Annotated in this window: 11 protein-coding genes; 2 read left to right on the forward strand and 9 right to left on the reverse strand. The window is 59.4% G+C overall.

What is annotated here, in order from left to right; all coding sequences use genetic code 11:
* The first annotated feature begins 124 nt into the window (after positions 1-124).
* Positions 125-715 carry a site-specific integrase gene (locus EXE41_RS04755; protein WP_137690409.1) on the forward strand — a complete coding sequence of 197 codons (591 nt, stop codon included), beginning with the start codon at positions 125-127 and terminating at the stop codon, positions 713-715.
* A 1074-nt stretch (positions 716-1789) separates the two neighbouring features.
* The gene (locus tag EXE41_RS04760) at positions 1790-5416 is read left to right on the forward strand and encodes an Eco57I restriction-modification methylase domain-containing protein (RefSeq protein ID WP_137690410.1); all 3627 of its coding nucleotides are present in this window, start codon (positions 1790-1792) and stop codon (positions 5414-5416) included.
* Between the two features lie 19 nt (positions 5417-5435).
* On the opposite strand, the gene EXE41_RS04765 is transcribed toward EXE41_RS04760, so the two are convergent.
* From EXE41_RS04765 to EXE41_RS04805, 9 genes are all read right to left on the reverse strand, one after another.
* Positions 5436-9248 (reverse strand): helicase-related protein, encoded by a 3813-nt coding sequence (locus EXE41_RS04765; RefSeq protein ID WP_137690411.1) that lies wholly within the window; start codon positions 9246-9248, stop codon positions 5436-5438.
* Positions 9249-9602: 354 nt separating this feature from the next.
* A complete protein-coding gene (locus EXE41_RS04770; protein WP_137690412.1) occupies positions 9603-11726 on the reverse strand; it encodes an Lrp/AsnC family transcriptional regulator in 2124 nt (707 codons plus the stop codon).
* Positions 11727-11810: 84 nt separating this feature from the next.
* Positions 11811-13292, reverse strand: coding sequence for a preprotein translocase subunit SecY (gene secY, locus EXE41_RS04775; protein ID WP_049930205.1), 1482 nt, complete (start codon positions 13290-13292; stop codon positions 11811-11813).
* Between the two features lies 1 nt (position 13293).
* Positions 13294-13791: an uL15m family ribosomal protein gene (locus tag EXE41_RS04780; protein WP_086216135.1), complete on the reverse strand. Its 498-nt coding sequence runs from the start codon at positions 13789-13791 to the stop codon at positions 13294-13296.
* Positions 13788-14252, reverse strand: a complete 465-nt coding sequence (locus EXE41_RS04785) for a 50S ribosomal protein L30 (protein ID WP_049930202.1) — start codon at positions 14250-14252, stop codon at positions 13788-13790. Before EXE41_RS04785 ends, EXE41_RS04780 begins: the two co-directional genes overlap by 4 nt.
* A complete protein-coding gene (locus EXE41_RS04790) occupies positions 14252-14899 on the reverse strand; it encodes a 30S ribosomal protein S5 (protein WP_049930200.1) in 648 nt (215 codons plus the stop codon). The genes EXE41_RS04785 and EXE41_RS04790 overlap by 1 nt, the downstream gene beginning before the upstream one ends.
* Entirely contained in the window at positions 14892-15449 is a 558-nt protein-coding gene (locus EXE41_RS04795; protein WP_137690413.1) for a 50S ribosomal protein L18, read from the reverse strand. Before EXE41_RS04795 ends, EXE41_RS04790 begins: the two co-directional genes overlap by 8 nt.
* Positions 15449-15910: a 50S ribosomal protein L19e gene (locus EXE41_RS04800; RefSeq protein WP_137690414.1), complete on the reverse strand. Its 462-nt coding sequence runs from the start codon at positions 15908-15910 to the stop codon at positions 15449-15451. Before EXE41_RS04800 ends, EXE41_RS04795 begins: the two co-directional genes overlap by 1 nt.
* A complete protein-coding gene (locus tag EXE41_RS04805; protein WP_137690415.1) occupies positions 15903-16613 on the reverse strand; it encodes a 50S ribosomal protein L32e in 711 nt (236 codons plus the stop codon). Before EXE41_RS04805 ends, EXE41_RS04800 begins: the two co-directional genes overlap by 8 nt.
* Between the last annotated feature and the right edge of the window lie 3 nt (positions 16614-16616).

Below are 16616 nucleotides of genomic sequence, written 5' to 3' on the forward strand. Positions count from 1 at the left end.
AATGTGCTTGTCCGACTATTGGGGAGAAGCCGGACGCATATAGAGTCTATCGGCCCAGAATAGTCCTGAAATGGGGGACAGACCTCATCTTTATGTCCGGTTAGCTTGATAACCGGACGCCACGATGAATCTGCGGGACCATCAAGAAAACGAGGCGGGCAAGAAGGTGTGGCTTAGCCAAGCGGAGGTACAGCAGCTTGTTGATATCGCGAGCGACACCGAACACCGAGTCGCCTTCGAGCTCGGAGCGCGTTGCGGCCTGCGGTCCGCAGAGATTACTGCTGTCGCTCCGCAGGACGTCGCTAGTACAGATGCCGGGCCGATGCTGCGGGTTCCGGACGGGAAAGGCGAAAAATACCGTGAGACGCCTATGCCGGCGAATCTCGCAACCACTATCCAGACTGTCGGCGACGTTCGCGACACACCCTCTGATGCCCCGGTCTTATCGATACAGTCAACGCGATCACTGCGTCGGTGGGTCAAAAACGCTCGCGAACAGCTGGCCGAAGAGACTGGCGACGAGGGCTGGAGGTACCTCTCGACACACGATCTCCGTCGAACATGGGCGACATCACTCGCTGAGAAGGAGGTAGACCCGCTTTTGGTGCTCGATTGGGGTGGGTGGGAAGATTTAGAGACGTTCCTCGACCACTACAAAGGCACGTACAGCCCAGCTGCGCAGCGTCGCGCTCGTGAGAAGGTGGCTTGGCTATAAAAAGGACTCCTCGATAATATCTGGCCATCTTAGTAGAGAAGCTACTGATACTCTCTGGAACTCAGCTTTGAACGTTGTGTATCTAACACTTAATTGACCGAAAATGGCGGCTGAGACGGTGTGAGCATGAAAAAGACAGTTCAGCCGCAGACGCTCCACTCTCCACTAGAGGTTCAAACGCCGTGAACGCTGCCTTCATTACCCTCTGTGAATCACTCTCCAGTTCGGCCGATACCGTAAACACCTCGTAGAACGTCTTTTCCTCCGATTTCGGGTCCAATAGTGTCAACACGACAATGTTCAAATCTGAGTTTGTAATATAAATTGGCAGTCACAGTTCCATTGATGAATGCCGTGGCCGCGCTAAACAAGCTTTTAATCAGTTCAAGTTGTAAATGTGCTAAAGATTAAGTTGTCCACTATTCGATATTTGTGTGATGAGTTCTATCTCTCCCGGAGATACGCTAGTTGTCCACGTTACCAAGGAAAGTCGTATCGCGGATGGGCTTTGTATGGGAGGATTCACAAATGTATCTGGGATCCCTGTCACAGATGTACCAGATATCCCGATTCACGTGCGAGGGGACATTGAGTCGGATCTGTGGTATGAAGTGTCGGTTGTGGAGATGCGTTCGGCTAGTATTATCGCTGAAGCAAAACACCAGGTTTCGGGTCGGTCTGGTGATTTGGTCGAAGAATCTACTGGCGAGAGTGGGAAAGTTTGGATCGTGGACTCAGCCGGCTCAGAGTGTTACCACACAACCAGCTCGTGTGAGATGATCAAGAAGAGCCAGGGGGAATTACTTCCAGTTGAGACCGGCTCAAGAGACACCCCACTTCCCGATATGATCTCTGATATGAGACGGTGTAATTACTGTCACTAGCTCTGTTGAACAGTGACCAAGAGTTCAGGCTCAGGTGGCTCACCTGCTCGCAAATAGATTCTACCCTGCCTACTCGCTCAATTACCGCAGTTCAGTAGAGTATGGTAAACTGATACTCGATATCCAGTAGATTGGGACAATAGCGGATGATTCCCATACTTTCATACGAGTGACGGGTGTCGCAATATCCATGTCCGTCCAGCAGATTACCAAGAAGGATATCGCGGGCTGGGAGTCCCTCCAAGATATCGCCGACTCCTTCGAGAAACGCGGACTGAAACCGCGTCCTAACCTCGGAGAGAGCAACGAACTCGTCCTTCAGCTCGCCGACGACGAGTTCGTCGTGCTGGTCAAGGCGGGGCCCGGTGAGACGGCGACCGATTTCAAGCCGGACAACCGCTCTCGGCACACGAACCTCGTCGCCACGAACGACTTCGAGGAGTTCACCTTCCTCACGCGGATGCGGAGCTGGGAAGGACAGCAGCACGGGCGCATCAAACACCAGAAGATCTCGTTTACCAAAGCGCAGTTCACGAGCGAGAGCGGCGAGAAGAACACCGTTCTGAAGAAGCTGAACTCGATCGAATACGGCTCCTCAGCCGCGATCTACGACACGCTGTACGACACCCAACAGGTCGTCAAGGAGTTCTACGAGGAGTTCGAGGAGCTCCGGACGAGCCTCGTTCAGGAGGTGTCCGGGATCCAAGACGACCGCGGCGACGCGAAGCAGCGCTACGTTCAGGTCATCCTCGACCGGATGATCTTCCTGTATTTCATTCAGGAGAAGCGCCTGTTGGACCGGAATCCGAACTACCTCCACGAGCAGCCCGGCGACGTCGTCGATGACGGCGAGGACCGGTACGAGAACTTCTACCGGCCGCTGTTCTTCGATTACCTCGCAGAGGACAAGCAGAACCCCGACTTCGGGAGCCTCCCGTACCTGAACGGCGGGCTGTTCGCGAAGAACCCCGTCGAGGAGGAGTTCCCGGACGCAAAGCTTGGCGCGTCCGCCGAAGAAACGAACGAGCTCTTCGGCGACGTCTTGGATTTCCTGTCGGACTGGAACTGGAACGTGGACGAACGGCTCGACATCGTCGACCCGAAGAACCTCTCGCCCGCGATACTGGGCCACATCTTCGAGCAGACGGTGAATCAGAAGGAGATGGGCGCGTACTACACGCCCGAGGAGATCACCGGCTTCATGTCTCGCCGGACGATCCATCCGTACCTTCTCGACCAGCTCAACGACGCCGTCGACGCCAAGTACGACGAGATCGACGACGTGTTCGGGTTCCCCGAGTTCGAAGCTGGCGATGGCGAGGCGGCGGTCGCTGACGGCGGGACGATGACCCAGCAAGCGGCCACCGAGAGCGTGGATACGAAACACGTGGAGACGCTGTACCACGACATCCTGAAGGAGGCGCACGTCCTCGACCCCGCGGTCGGGAGCGGCGCGTTCCTGCTCGCCGCGCAGGATGTGCTCGTGGACATCTATATCCAGTGTATCGAGTACTTCCAGCAGCTCGAAGTGGAGGGGAAGGGCTGGGAGTTGGAGTCCCGGACCCGCGACGAGTTGGAAACGATTAACGAGGGACAGGGCGGCGCGTCGCTGTACGCGAAGCGGACGGTCATCCTGAACAACCTGTACGGGGTCGACATCGACGAGGGTGCGGTCGAGATCTGTAAACTCCGCCTCTGGCTCTCGATGGTTGCGGACATCGAAGACGAGCCAAGTGAGGTGGAACCGCTCCCGAACATCGACTTCAACATTCGGCAGGGGAACTCACTTATTGGGTTTACCGATCTGATGGAAGTGAACTCAGACGGAGACGCTGCGCTGACTAACTATGGGGGCGGAATCGGTGGAAGCGTCGAAGAAAAGTACGAAGACATCATCGAGGCCGTCGAAAATCATCGTGCTGCGGAGAGCGGAACTGACGCGACAAACTGGCGAAAAGAGGCAGAAAGACGCCTCTCGAATTACCGCGGTGATCTCAATGAGAAGGTTAAGAAGGACTTCGAAGAAGCCGGTGTCGAGGGCCTCACGCAGGATGATATAGAAGACCACTCACCGTTCCACTGGGTACTCGAATTTGCGACAGTGTATGCCAGCGGTGGGTTCGATATTATCATCGGTAACCCTCCGTGGGATGTTGTCGCACCTAATCGTGAGGACTATTTCACCAAATTTGACGAGGTATTCCGACAGCGTGGTCCTTCGGATAAGGACGAGACACAGGATCAACTTCTGGAAGACCCAGATATCGCTGAGGGATGGGAAGAATACCAACTTGAAATGGAAACTCGTGCGACCTATTTCAATAAGAATTCACAGTACAAGCTCCAAGACCCGATAATTGATGGGAATTCTGTTGGGAATGAAAACGATCTCTCTCTGCTCTTTCTGGAACGTGTGTTTGAGTTGGCTAGTGATTCATCATACGTGGCACAGATCCTTCCAGGAACAATATTTGTAGGGGCAGCCGGGAAAGATCTACGCCGAAATCTACTCGATAACACGACTGTCAATGACCTAGCTGTGTTCCAAAACGAGGGGATCTTCGAAGACCTACACCGACAGTATAAATTCGGGGTTGTCACCTTCAAAAACTCTGGTAAGACGGAGGATCTTAAATCGATCTATCGAAAAGGTGATCTTGACATCCTACGGCACATCGATGAATCGGCAGTCTCCGTCACACGAGAAGTGTTGACGCAGTATTCACCCAAGGCTGGGATTTTTCCGCTTATTGAATCCCAAGCACAGGCAGAACTATTGGAGAAAGTTATTGAACATCCGCCGCTGAGTGATGCCTCTCAGGGGTGGAAAGTAACCCCATACCGGGAACTTGACCGTAATCAGGATAGGGATCGATTTTTAGAGTTAGAAGATGAAGGAAATTATCCAGTCTACGGTGGGTCAAATATCTACCAGTACGATTATACACCAGATTTCATCGAGGACTTAGAGCCGCCAACACTATGGAGTGTTAACGAAGGCAAGAATCCTGATAAGAGCGCAAAACGAAGAATTCGAGAGAAGACATTCCGATCCCGTGACCCGGATATGGGATTGAAGAAAGCGATCTACAACGAGTTCGACGGGACCGGGTCACAGAAAGGGTTCGTGAACGACCTGCTGGAACGTGAACGCGGGAAACCACTTTCCTTGGACGACGTCAAGTTGGACTGTAGCGAATACCGGATCGTCTTCCGGAACATCACGAATTCCACGAATGAGCGGACGATGATCTGTTCGGTGATCCCCAAGGGAGTCGTCTGCCACCACGCAATCAACACAATTCGCCCGTACACATTCGACATCTCCCGTGAAGATCTCTCAAACGACTCATTACACTCTGTGTACGAGCGCGTGTTCACCGATCAGGAACTATTCGCTGCTTTAGGGCTCTTAAACAGCATTCCGTTCGACTATCTCATGCGGACGAAAATCGAGGAGAACCTCGTGATGTACAAACTCACAGAGTCACAGGTTCCCCGACTCACAGAAGATGATGATTGGTTCAATTACATTTCTGACCGAGCAGCACGTCTCAACTGCTACGGCGAACCATTTGCCGAAATGCGTGAAAGGCTAGGTGGTGTTGATTCGGTCACGGATGCCGAGAAACGAAACGAACTGCGGGCAGAGATCGACGCAGCTGCGTTCCACGCGTATGATCTCACAGAGAGTGATACAGAGTTCGTTCTGAACACGTTCCACACGGTCCAGTCGCCGCGGATTATGACAGATGAATACCTCAATATGGTGTTCGAAAAGTATGAGACGCTCCAACAAAAGGGGCCACAACCGTAGGGACGCCAATTAAAACTGACTACACTCCAATAACTCCCCAGCACATCAGTCTGGCCTGTACCTCGCTCTCTCCAACCAGCTTGGTTTGGTACTCTGTCGAACCCTCCACGTTCTCTTTTAGGAACACTTCCAGTTCTTCTAGGAAATCCACGGGTGGCCAGTCTGGGAACGAATTGTACTCAGTAGTATCACGGAATTTCTCTCTGAGAATACGATCTTCATCGGTGTTGGCTAACTTCACGTCTTGAAGCCGCTCGCTGAGATTCTCAGCCCACTCGCCGAGTGTATCGTAATCGTCTCGCGGAACCGACTCCTCCCCGTGGTTCGGTCCTAGGTAGTATGCGATGAAGTCCAGAATCGTCTCCTGCTCCTTGGAGAACGAGTCTCCCTGTTTGAACGCGCCCTCCACCTGCCCTTCCCGAATCGCCTCCAGTCGCTCGTCGAGGACCTCCTGAATTTCCTCTCGGTTGGACAGGACGTTGTCGGCGTCGCCCGTGATCGGTTCACCCCTCACCTCAGGGTTGATTTTGAGCGTGCCGACGGGGCGCTCCTTCACCTCGTCCGCGAACGGCTTGTAGTAGAAGGCCCGCCGAACGCGACCCAAGGGCGGGTCGCTATCCTCGTCGTCGAACCAGAGATGCGCGAGCCCGAACACACCCGGACGCGGCCCGGACTCGTGACCGGTGACGTTCGTGTACAGGCGTTCGCGCTCCTCCGCCGACTCCTCGAAGTAGTCCGCGGCGTACTCGAAGTCGTCCTCGGATAGGCCGAACTCCTCGTTCAGCTCCTTCTTGAGCAGGAACCGCTCGTAGGCGGCGTGTTCGTTGCTCCCCGCGTTGCGGAGGAGCGGGTTCTTGCTCGTGTCGTCGAGTTCGTTCACGTCCTCAACCTCCCGGGACTTCTGGAGCGAGTCCTCGATCTCGTCCACCTGTAGCTCGCCGATCGTCTTCTCCGTCTCCACGCCGGTCTGTTCGAGAATCTGGTCCTCGTTCGGGTCGAGGATGTTGTTCTCCTTGCCGACGATCAGCGCGATGTCGTTGATCTTCGCCTGAAGCCGTTTCAGCAGCTTGATTGCCGCCTCGATATCGCCGTCGGGGTAGAAGTTGTGGACGTACTTCTCGGCGGTGCTCCCGATCCGGTCGATACGCCCCACGCGCTGAACGATCCGCATCGGGTTCCACGGCAGGTCAAAGGAGATCTGGACCGATACGTCCTGAAGGTTGACCCCCTCGGAGAGCGTGTCGGTCGCGATGACGTACTGGAGTTCGTCCTCGCCAGACTCGGCCAGTGTCTGCTGGTACCCCGACGCCTCCGGCGCGAACCGCTGAATGACGTCCTGCTTGTTGTCGTCGCCGCCCTTGACGACAGCGCTGTTCGCTTCCGTGAGCGGCGAGTCGGGGTCGTCGAGCAGCGTTCGATGAACGTAGTCCGCAGTCGCGCGGTACTGCGTGAAGACGAGGACCTTCTCGTCGTCGTAGCCGTTGAGAACGTCGACCAGTCGCTCGACCTTCGGATCGCGGAACTCCCGGAGCGAGAACACCGCCTCGTAGAACTCTCGGGTCGCCCCGTCGACGTCGCTCAGGTCACTTCGGGGGTAGAGGATCGGGTTCAATTCCTCCTCCGGAACGTCCGGAAGAACGCCAGCGTTGTGCTCGTGGAGCCACTGTCTCGTCGCAACGGCCTGGTCGCTCACGTCGCCTGAGTCCTGTGCGATGTCGCCGATGAACTGCGACAGGAAGTACGCGAGCAGCGTCAGGTCCTCTCGGATGTACGTCTTCACCTCGCCAATCGTCGCGTCCGCCAACTCGTCCGGGGTGTCCGTCTCCGTGTCCTCGTCCGCGCGGACCGCGGTCGTGTCGAATCCGAACTCTTCGAGTGTCTGTTCGAGGTCTTCGGCAGCGTCGCCTCCCTCCACGAAGTCGTCGAGCGTCTCCGCCTGCTCGTCGTCCTGCGCTGCGCGCAACAGGTCGATCTTCTTCTCCTCGGGAAGGCCGTCGAGGAGCCCGAGTAGCCGCCGTTCGCTCTGATGAAGCGTCTGGATCGACTGAACGAACGCGTACGTCGACGACTCCAGCCGTTTGAGCAGATTCAGCTTGTACAGCGCCTTCAGTGTCCCGCCCGCCTTCGGGTTCTTCACCGTGATGTGCGGCAGGTGGAGTGCGTCCATCACGTCCGGCAACATCTGATAGACTGGCTGGTACGCCGCCGGGAGCGAGTACTGCTCCTTGTTGAGCGTCGGCGGCTTGAAGCTCATCTCGAAGTCCTCGTCCTCTTGGATCTGATCTTTGACGTGTTTCCGCGTCCGAAGTACCATCACCTCGTTCAGAATCTTCGAGATCTCCTCCGAATGACGCTGAAGCTTCTCGGTGATGCTCTTGAGCTTTTCGTCACTGGCCTCCTCTTTTCCGGCGGCGATCTCCTTTCGCGTCTCGGAGAGTTCGATGTACTCCTCGAAGGCACCGAAGTCCAGCGACGCCTTGTTCCGCAGTTCCTCGGAACTGGTGAACAGACTGATGAGGTTCTCCAAGTCGGTCGCAGAGTTGTTGATCGGCGTTGCCGTCAGCATTATCATCGTCTTCCCGCGGAGCTGGCGGAGGTTCGCGTGGCGGCGAGTCCCCTTGTAGTCGTCATCGTGGTCCGGCTCGGGTCGCCATTTTCCGTGATTCCGGAACCGGTGAGCTTCGTCGATAAGTACGACGTCGAATGCGTCTTTGAGGTCTTGGACCTCCTCGTACGCGAGGTTCTGGAACTTGCTAATACTCATTACGTCCAAGTGGGTACCGTCGACCTCAAGTCCGAAGTACGGGTTCCCGTCTTCGTCGGTATCGTCTTGGAGCAGGTCTTCCCATTGTTCGGTAAGGTTCGCCGGCACAATCAGCAGACAGCGATCCCCGCGTTGGCGGTAGTCGTGGAGGAGCTCACCACCGATGAACGATTTTCCGAGACCGACTGAGTCGGAGATGATACACCCGTTGAACTGAGAGAGCTTCTCCTTCGCGCTTTCGTATCCGAGCGTCTGGAAGTAGTACAACGGACTGTCACGGATGTTGACGTTCCCGCTGAGTTCGTCATACGCGAGGAGCTTGTACAGCTCGAACGGTTCGATGTGCGTCCCTAAGTCGTCGGGTGTCTCGTCGTCGTCAGGCTCGTCTTCCTGCTGTTCCTGCCAGTCTTGGTACTTGTCGCTGTTCTCAATTATCCGGATGATCTCCTCGCTGAAGTCCTCGGCGTTCGCCCACTGGTTGTCGTACCAGTTTTCGAACGCTTCCGCCTCGCGTCTGTCCTGACTCGTGAGATTCAGTTCGATGTTGTTCCGGTGCCCGCTAGCGGTGAAGTTCGACGACCCGACGACAGTGGCACACGGACGTGTGTCTGTATTATCGTCAGTCTCCCAGTCGTCATCGTCGCGTGGCGCTCTGAACGAGGCCCCCTTTGCGTGGAAGTATCCGTTTTCTGGATTTCGCACGCGGACGCTAACTTTGTCTTCAGCTATGAAATCTCGCAGGCGGTCCAACCGGTCCAACTGCGCGTTGTTCAGCTCCTCGATGCTCTGTTTGACCTCGTTTTTGAGATCATCGCGCAGGTTCTGCCCCTCTCCGATTTCGTCTGCGGTACTCCGGTTCGTCTGTCGGCCCATCAGGATGCGAATTGGAGCGTGACCGAGCTCACCAGGGTCGGCAAGTTGTTCGAGATCCTCGCGGTACAGGTTAAAACCGGAGAGATAGAAATAGCCGGTTGCGATACGCGCTTCTTCAGTTTGCGGAATTATTTTTTTGTAGACGTCTTCGACCGTCCTGTCGCTATTGTCGACGAGCGGAGGGAGAGAGATCATTTAGGAGAGAAGATCGGAGGGAGGCAACTTAGTGTTTAGTAGACTCGAACGTCTTGGAGTTGTCTTTGATTTGCGTAAAAAAAGCAAGGGGCGCCGAGTGAGGCGCGCCGACCCCCTGTGTTTCTGCTGTAATCTGCCGAGCGAAGCGAGGCAGTGGTTTACTCCAGTGGCTCCTTAGCCACACACGTAACTGAGAGTTGGGTACCCCACCTCGAAGTTACGCCGGCAGAGGAGACGGGGCGGAGGCTCAGGGGCCACATCATCAACAGACTACTCGCGAATACCCCACGAAAAGCAGCAAAATAAGCCTCTAAATGCCCAAATCGATAGTGATGCCTCTCAGGAGGCCCCGCGCTATCCGGGAGTTCCTAACGCATCGGCAAAGTGCCGAGGCTCGTATACACGGCCGTCGACGAGAGTGATCTTCGGCGCGAACTCGAACGCGAACTGCCGAAGCTTCTCGTCAGTTACCTTCGACCACTGACTCGCCCCACTTCGCAGGAGCCGTCGTGCCTCACTGAGGGTCTCAGGCTGGAAGCCGATATCGAGTGTGTCGGGATCCACGCCCTCGGTGCGGCTAATCTCTCCACCGTACCTGTCGAGCCACCGACTCCATGGATCGTCGTCACCACCGTGGGCCTCCGCTCTGGTGAGTCCATCAAGCGCATTCTCAAGACCGGATTGGATGCTGTTCGACACCGCATCGATATAGCCCGTCAATTCTTGGGCGATGTACTTCGACCCGATTTGAACCTCTCCGTAGGTATGATCCACGAGCGGCGAGAGCCGCTTGAGGGCGCGATAGACAGTGTCGAGGTGGACACCAATGGAACGGGCCAACTCCTTCGGCGACGTCTCTCCGCCGTCCGTGAGCAGCGTCTCGACCAGCTCCGTGTCCGTCTCGTTCATCTGCGTCGCCGTCCCGAAGATCTGATCGTCTTGTTTGGTTTCGATCCGCGGTAGACGGTCTTCGAGAATCTTCCGCCACCGACGAGATCCAGTCACCTCGAAGTAGTCGTCGTCGACGAACATCTGACCGTCCGGACGGGTGGGGATGTTCGACCAGTTGAGAACGTTCAACAGCGCCTCGTCGAGTTCAGTGACAAGCGTGTCGAGGTCTCTCCAGTACAGCGTATCGTCGTGGATCGAGTTCTGGAAGGAGACACCAATCTTCGGATTTTCGAGCGCTGTCCCCTCGACGGCATCGGGGTTTCGCATGTGGTAATGCTTGAACTCTTTCGCTAAGTCGTGGCTGCCGACTAACTCACCGGCACGACGCGAGTCGATAGTCGCGGTGTGATAGTGACCAGGACACTCCCGGTCGTCACGGACCGATTTCGTGTACCCTTCGCGGTCGCCGGCGAGCAACAGGGAGATCTCGTGAAGCGTCCCGTCGTACGCGATAACCTCACCGGTTTCCCCTTTGAGCACTCTGACGTACAGCTCCGCGTCGACAATATTTGACGACTTGTGAAGCCGGTCCTCGTCGAAGTCGTCCGGGTAGATGGGGGTCGGACTGTTGAACCGGAACCCCTGACGCGTCGCGAGCGCATCGAGCGACTGCCGGAGTACCGCCGGATACTGTTCGAAGTCCCAGTATGAGCCCTCAACTTCTACGTCGTATCCCTCCAAGTCATAGGGATTGGACATCGACCTGTTCCCCTCCTTCGTCTCGATGTCTGGCCATCGGGGAGAGATTCGGAAGTACACGCGCTTCCGAGCTTCTGACTTGGCAGCACCCCACGAGTCGTACCCCCTCGGATAGACATATACCAGATACTCCCGGACCTCATCGAGTTGGAAATTCTCGGCAGCGCGTGGGGCAAGCCCGGAGGATTTGAATCCGAACTCAACGTTCCACTCGGTCCCATCGATTTCGGCCGTCGTCTTGAGTCGCCCGTGCTGCTCGAAGTCGTGCTCTCCCTGGAGGGAGCGCAGACCGAAGTACGATCGGAGCGGATTATCGAGGTCTTCACAGTTCCATTTGAGATAGGCGTGGAACTCGTGGGGCTGTGGGTCGATGAACGTACGGGCGAAGTGTTCATGATCAGAGTCGGCAGCTTCGGTAGCCTCGTTAGTATTGGTCGCATCCGACTCACTCTCTTCGAGACGCTTCTCGGCGCGCTGGTACGCTTCACACGTTTTGAGATGATGGACCGGATCATCGTCCCGGGTATGCGTCTCGTGGCAGTATCGACACTGTGAGACTGCTTCAGCGTCGCACCTCCCCTCGTGCCTCACCGCGATACGGTGTTGTTTGAACTTACACCGACAGAATCGACATCTAGCAATATATCGGGGGTTAACGGTTCGTCGCCGTGGCTCCGTGGATGTGGCTGAGTTGGCTGTCGTATCCGCATCTGACCGTAGTGCGTCCGCTTCCGTTTGCTCGACCGATGTTTCGATAGAGTCCGTCTGGTCGTCAGTGACCGCCTCGGCCTCGTCGAGCTGCCCGAAGAAGTCGTCCGGGTCGGTCACTGCGACCACCCCCAGATGGGAGTCAACAGAGGACGGAGCAGTCGCTCAGGGTCGAAAAAGAATTTAAAGGAGTGTAGATGTTCGTTACTCGTTTCCGAACATCTGGCGCATCATCGGGTGCATCTCCATGAGCTGCTCTTCGGCGATCTCCTCGTACAGCTTGTACGTGATAGAGACCGCAAGCAGTAGCCCGGTACCGGAGACCTGCCCGATGGTGCCGAGCAGGTTCGCCATCACGGCGAGCAGCCCGACGAGGGCGCCGCCGATGACGGTCACCTGCGGGATGTACCGCTCCATGACCTTCTCGACGACCTGCGGGTTCCGGCGGAACCCGGGGATCTGCATCCCGGAGTTCTGGATCTGTTTCGCGGTCGCCTCCGGCCCCATGCCGGTAGTCTCGACCCAGAAGATCGCGAAGATAGCGCCGCCGACGATCATGAACGCGAGGTCGATCGCGAGCCGGATCGCGATCATCCACGGCTCGACGGACGCCGGTATCTCACCGAGGAACCACATCCACTGCCCCCGGCTCTGAATCGGGTTCAGGTAGTAGAACAACCCGCCGATGGGCTGCCCCTGCTCGCTGTAGGTCCCGAGTATCGCCGGCATCCCCGCCCACTGCGAGGAGAGGATCTGGCCGAGGAACTGGATGTTCGCCTGTAGCGCGCGAACGAGGATCATTGGGAGGACGGACGCGTAGATGAGCTTCACCGGGAAGCGTCCGCGGGCGCCCTTCACGCGGGCGTGCGACAGCGGGATCTCGACGCGGACCGACTCCGCGTACACGACGATCCCGAAGATGAACACCGTGGTGAAAAGCGCCAGAATGTTCCCCGGATCGAAGAGGAGATTCTGGAGCCCCTCCGCCGTGAACGGCGACATCGACACCGGCACGTCGCCGAAGATGACGCCGTACCAGCTCGCGAAGAAGCCGGAGGCGCCGAGTGCGGAGAAGCTGAAGAAGCCGCCGACGATCTGCTGGCTCACCGACGCGATGATGAACAGCCCGACGCCGGAGCCGACGCCCCACTTGCTCACAATCTCGTCCATGAACAGGATGAGGATGCCGCCGACGAAGATCTGCGCGAAGATCAGCACCTGAACGCCGAACGTCCCGATGCCGAGCGCGCTCGCGACCGCGTCGTCCGCAGGGAGGAACCCCCCGGTGAACACCATCGGCGCCGCCGTGAGGGCGGAGACGATGATCACCAGCAGCTTCTGGAGGCCCTGATAGAGGACCTGGTCGCGCGGGTCGTTCTCGGTGTCGAGCCCGAGGAGGTTCGCACCGCCCAACAGCTGGAGGACGATGGACGCCGTGACGATCGGTCCGATACCGACCTGTAGCAGCGACCCGGACGACCCGGCGAGCACCGACCGGAACTGCCCGAAGAAGTCCGACCCCTGCCCGACCGCCAACCCGAACGGGTTGATGTTGGTCAGGAAGAAGTAGACGATCAGGATTCCGGCCGTCCACGTAAGCTTCCGTCTGAACGGGACGTGTCCCGCGGGCCGCTCCACGACGGGCATCCGCGAGAGCACCGGTTCGGCGGCCTCCTTCCAGCTCATGTTACGCCTCGTCGTTCTCGTCGTCGGAAGTGTTTTCCGGTTCGTCAGCGGGCTCTTCGGCGCGCTCGGAGAGCGTCGCCTCGCCGCCCGCCTCCTCGATGAGCTCGACCGCACCGGCGGTGAACGCGTCGGCCGTGACGCGGAGCTCGCGGCGGACCTGCCCGCCGCCGAGCACCTTCACCACGTCAGCCTCGTGGCCGTCCTCAACGACGTCGCGCGCGTCGAAGACGTACGCGTCGCCGTCCTCCTCGGCGAGACCGTCCGCGGCGTACAGCGCCGCGTCCTCGTCGAGCTTCTGGATCTTCACTTCGAGGACCTCCGTCTGAGCGTCCTCGGGGCGCTTGAACCCGTGCTTGCCGAGCGGACCGTAGTTGTGGTACTCGTGTTTCGCGCGACCGGCCGCGCCGCGACCGCCGCGATGCCCGGCGCCGCGCCGGTTCTTGTGCGTGCCGCCGCCGTGCGTCCGAGAGCCGCGCTGTCGTCGTTTCTTGCTCGTCATCGCATCGCCTCCAGGAGACTGTCGATCTCCTCGGTGGTGTGTTTCCCGAGTTCGCCGCCCTCGATCACGGGGTGTTTGATGCCCTCGTGACCGCCGCGGGGAGCGTGGAGCCGCAGCGTCGGCGAGAGACCCTGCTCGCGCAGCGTGGTCTCCTCGTCGACGAGCGCCTCGGCCAGCGCCTCCAGGTCGGCGTAGTCGGTGTTGTCGTCGATCCACTCGTCGTCGACGTCGGCCGAGCCTTCGAGCGGCTCGCCGCGCCGCGCGATCGTTCGCGCGACGGCCTCGACGCTCGGTTCCCCGAACGCGACGACATCGTTGACCTTCGCGATCATGCCGCTGTACGAGTCCGTCTCGGGGACGAGCGTCGCATGGTTGACGCGCCCGACGTTCAGCATGTCGAGCGTGTCCTCGACGCCGGACCCGAGATTAACCTCGCCGCGGAGCTGAACGATCGCCTGCATCACTCGCTCACCTCGTCGTAGTGGACTTCGCGCGCGTGCTGGGGCGTACGGGACTGCGCCGCGTTCTCCAGCGCGTTGAACGTCGCCTTCGCGAGGTTCACCGTCGTGCGCGTGTTGCCGTCGGAGTTCGTCCAGGCGTCCTCGACGCCGGCGAGTTCTAGGATGTTGCGGACCGTCTCCGCGGCCGCGAGGCCCAGCCCCTGCGGGGCGGGCTTGATCTCGACGGTGACGGAGCCGGCCTTCCCCTTCGCCGTGCGGGTCAGGGAGTTGGTGCCGCCGGGCTGGTCCTCCCAGGACCCGGAGCCGCGGTCCACCGAGATGATGTTCAGCTTCGCGACGTCGATCGCCTTCTGGATCGCGCCGCCGACCTGGTCGTCGCGGGCCTGCGCGTAGCCGAGGTAGCCGTCGCGGTTGCCCACGGCGACCACGCAACGGAACTTCACGCGGCGGCCGGAGTCGGTCATGCGCTGGACCATGTTGATGTCCAGCACCTCGTCTTCGAGCCCCGGGAGGAGCTGGTCGACAATCTCGGCCTCCTTCAGCGGGAGCCCGGACTGGAGCGCCTGTTCCATCGACGTGATGTCGCCGTCCTGTACCTTGCGGCCGAGTCGCGTCCGCGGTTCCCAGCCGTCGTTGTGTCTACTCATGGTCCTCCTGGATGGTCGCGAGCACGTCGTCGAAGTGCTCGGGTAGCTCGCTGGCGTCGAACGACCCGCTGTACAGCGGGTCGTCGAGCTGCTCGGCGTACGAGGCGATGTGCTCGCCCCGCGTGCGCGACCAGTCGGCCAGCACGTCGTCGTTGTGCGGGATGTCGAGGCCCGCGTCGATCGCTCCTTCCTGTACCGCGAACGTCTTATTGCCGGGCGTCGCCGTGTTGAGCCCGATGTCGAGGACGGCCTCGTCGAGGCCGGCGTCGACTGCGCGAGCGCCCGCGAGGTACCCGGTGAGGTACGCGCTGGGGAGGTTACCCGTGGGGGCGTCCCAGCCGTACTCGCCGAGCTCCTCGCTGGAGGCGGCCGCGTGGGTCTCGTCGCCGTCGGATCCGGGGGTCACCAGCTGCGCCCTGACGTGAGCGTTGCTCACCCGAGCGACCAGGCGAGGCTTGCCCGATTTCAGCAGGCGCAACCTCTGATGGTAATCCGTCCGGACCTCGCGGCGGCGCCGCATCGGCACCTTGTATCGTGGTCCTGTCGCCATTAGTCCGTCACCTCGTAACCGTACTCCGTCCGAATGTACGCCTCGAGACGGGCAACGTCCTCGAAGTCTCCCCCGCTCGCCTTGTTGTACAGCGTGCGGTACTCGGAGGCGTCGAGCACGTCTTCGTCGTCGCGAAGCTCCTTCAGGCGCGCCCGCTGTGCGCGGATGCGCGCCTTCCAGTCGTCCTTCGTGTTCTGCCGCGCGCCGGAGCGCCCCTTGCGGGAGCCGGCACCCGACTGGTGGCCGTACGAGCGCTTGTCGGCGCGCTCGCGGGCCCGACCGCGCGAGTTCGTCTTCGCGTCCTTCGCGCGGATCGTTCCCTGATCGATGAGTTCGCGGACGTCTTCGCGGGTGATGGCGTCCTCGATCTCTTCCTGTGCGTCGGGGTCGAGCCAGACGCGGCCCTTGCCGACGTCCAGCTCGTCCGCTGCGAGTCGTTTCTGCGCCTTCAGATCACTCATCGTCGACCTCCACTTCGACGTAGGTCGGGTTCAGCACGCGAATTTCGCGCTCCGCGGCCTCGTCTTCGATCAGTTCGCGCTTTCGACCGCCGACCTTCGAGGCGATCCGCACCGCCTGCGTGTCGCCGTCGACGCCCTCAAGATCGTCCGTGTTGTGAACGCGGACCTCCTCGAAGCCGCTCGGGTGCAGGTCGCGCGACGCCGTCGGCGAGCGGAAGCCGGCCTCGACGACCGGCCCCTTCGACTTCATGCGACGGCGCTGCTTGGAGAGCCCGCCGCGCGGCTTGCGCCACGACGTCGGGATCCGCTTTTTCTTGTGGTAGTCCTGCCGGTTGAACTGCGGTTTCCCCTCGCGGTGCTTCTGTGCGAGCGCGCGAGCGGTCTCGTCGTCCAGTTCCGGCGTCTTGTCGGCGTGACCGCGGGGCCGAAGCTCCGTCTCGACCGTCTCGGACTCCTCGGCCTCGTCGACCGGCTCCTCCTCGTCGGTCTCGTCTTCGATCTCCGCGTCCGCCTCCTCGTCGACCTCCAGCCCGCCGACGTCGGCCTTGACACGCGCTGCGAGCGCGTTGCCGACGCCGTCGACCTCGGAGAGCTCCGACTGGGAGGCGGCCTTCACGTCCTCGACCGTCTCGTAGCCGGCCTCGCGAAGCGCGTCCGCCTTCGAGGGACCGACACCGCTGATGTCTTCCAGTTCGTCTGCCATCGG

This window comes from Halorubrum sp. SD690R, from assembly GCF_005435035.1.
GTDB classification, from domain to species: Archaea; Halobacteriota; Halobacteria; order Halobacteriales; family Haloferacaceae; genus Halorubrum; species Halorubrum ezzemoulense.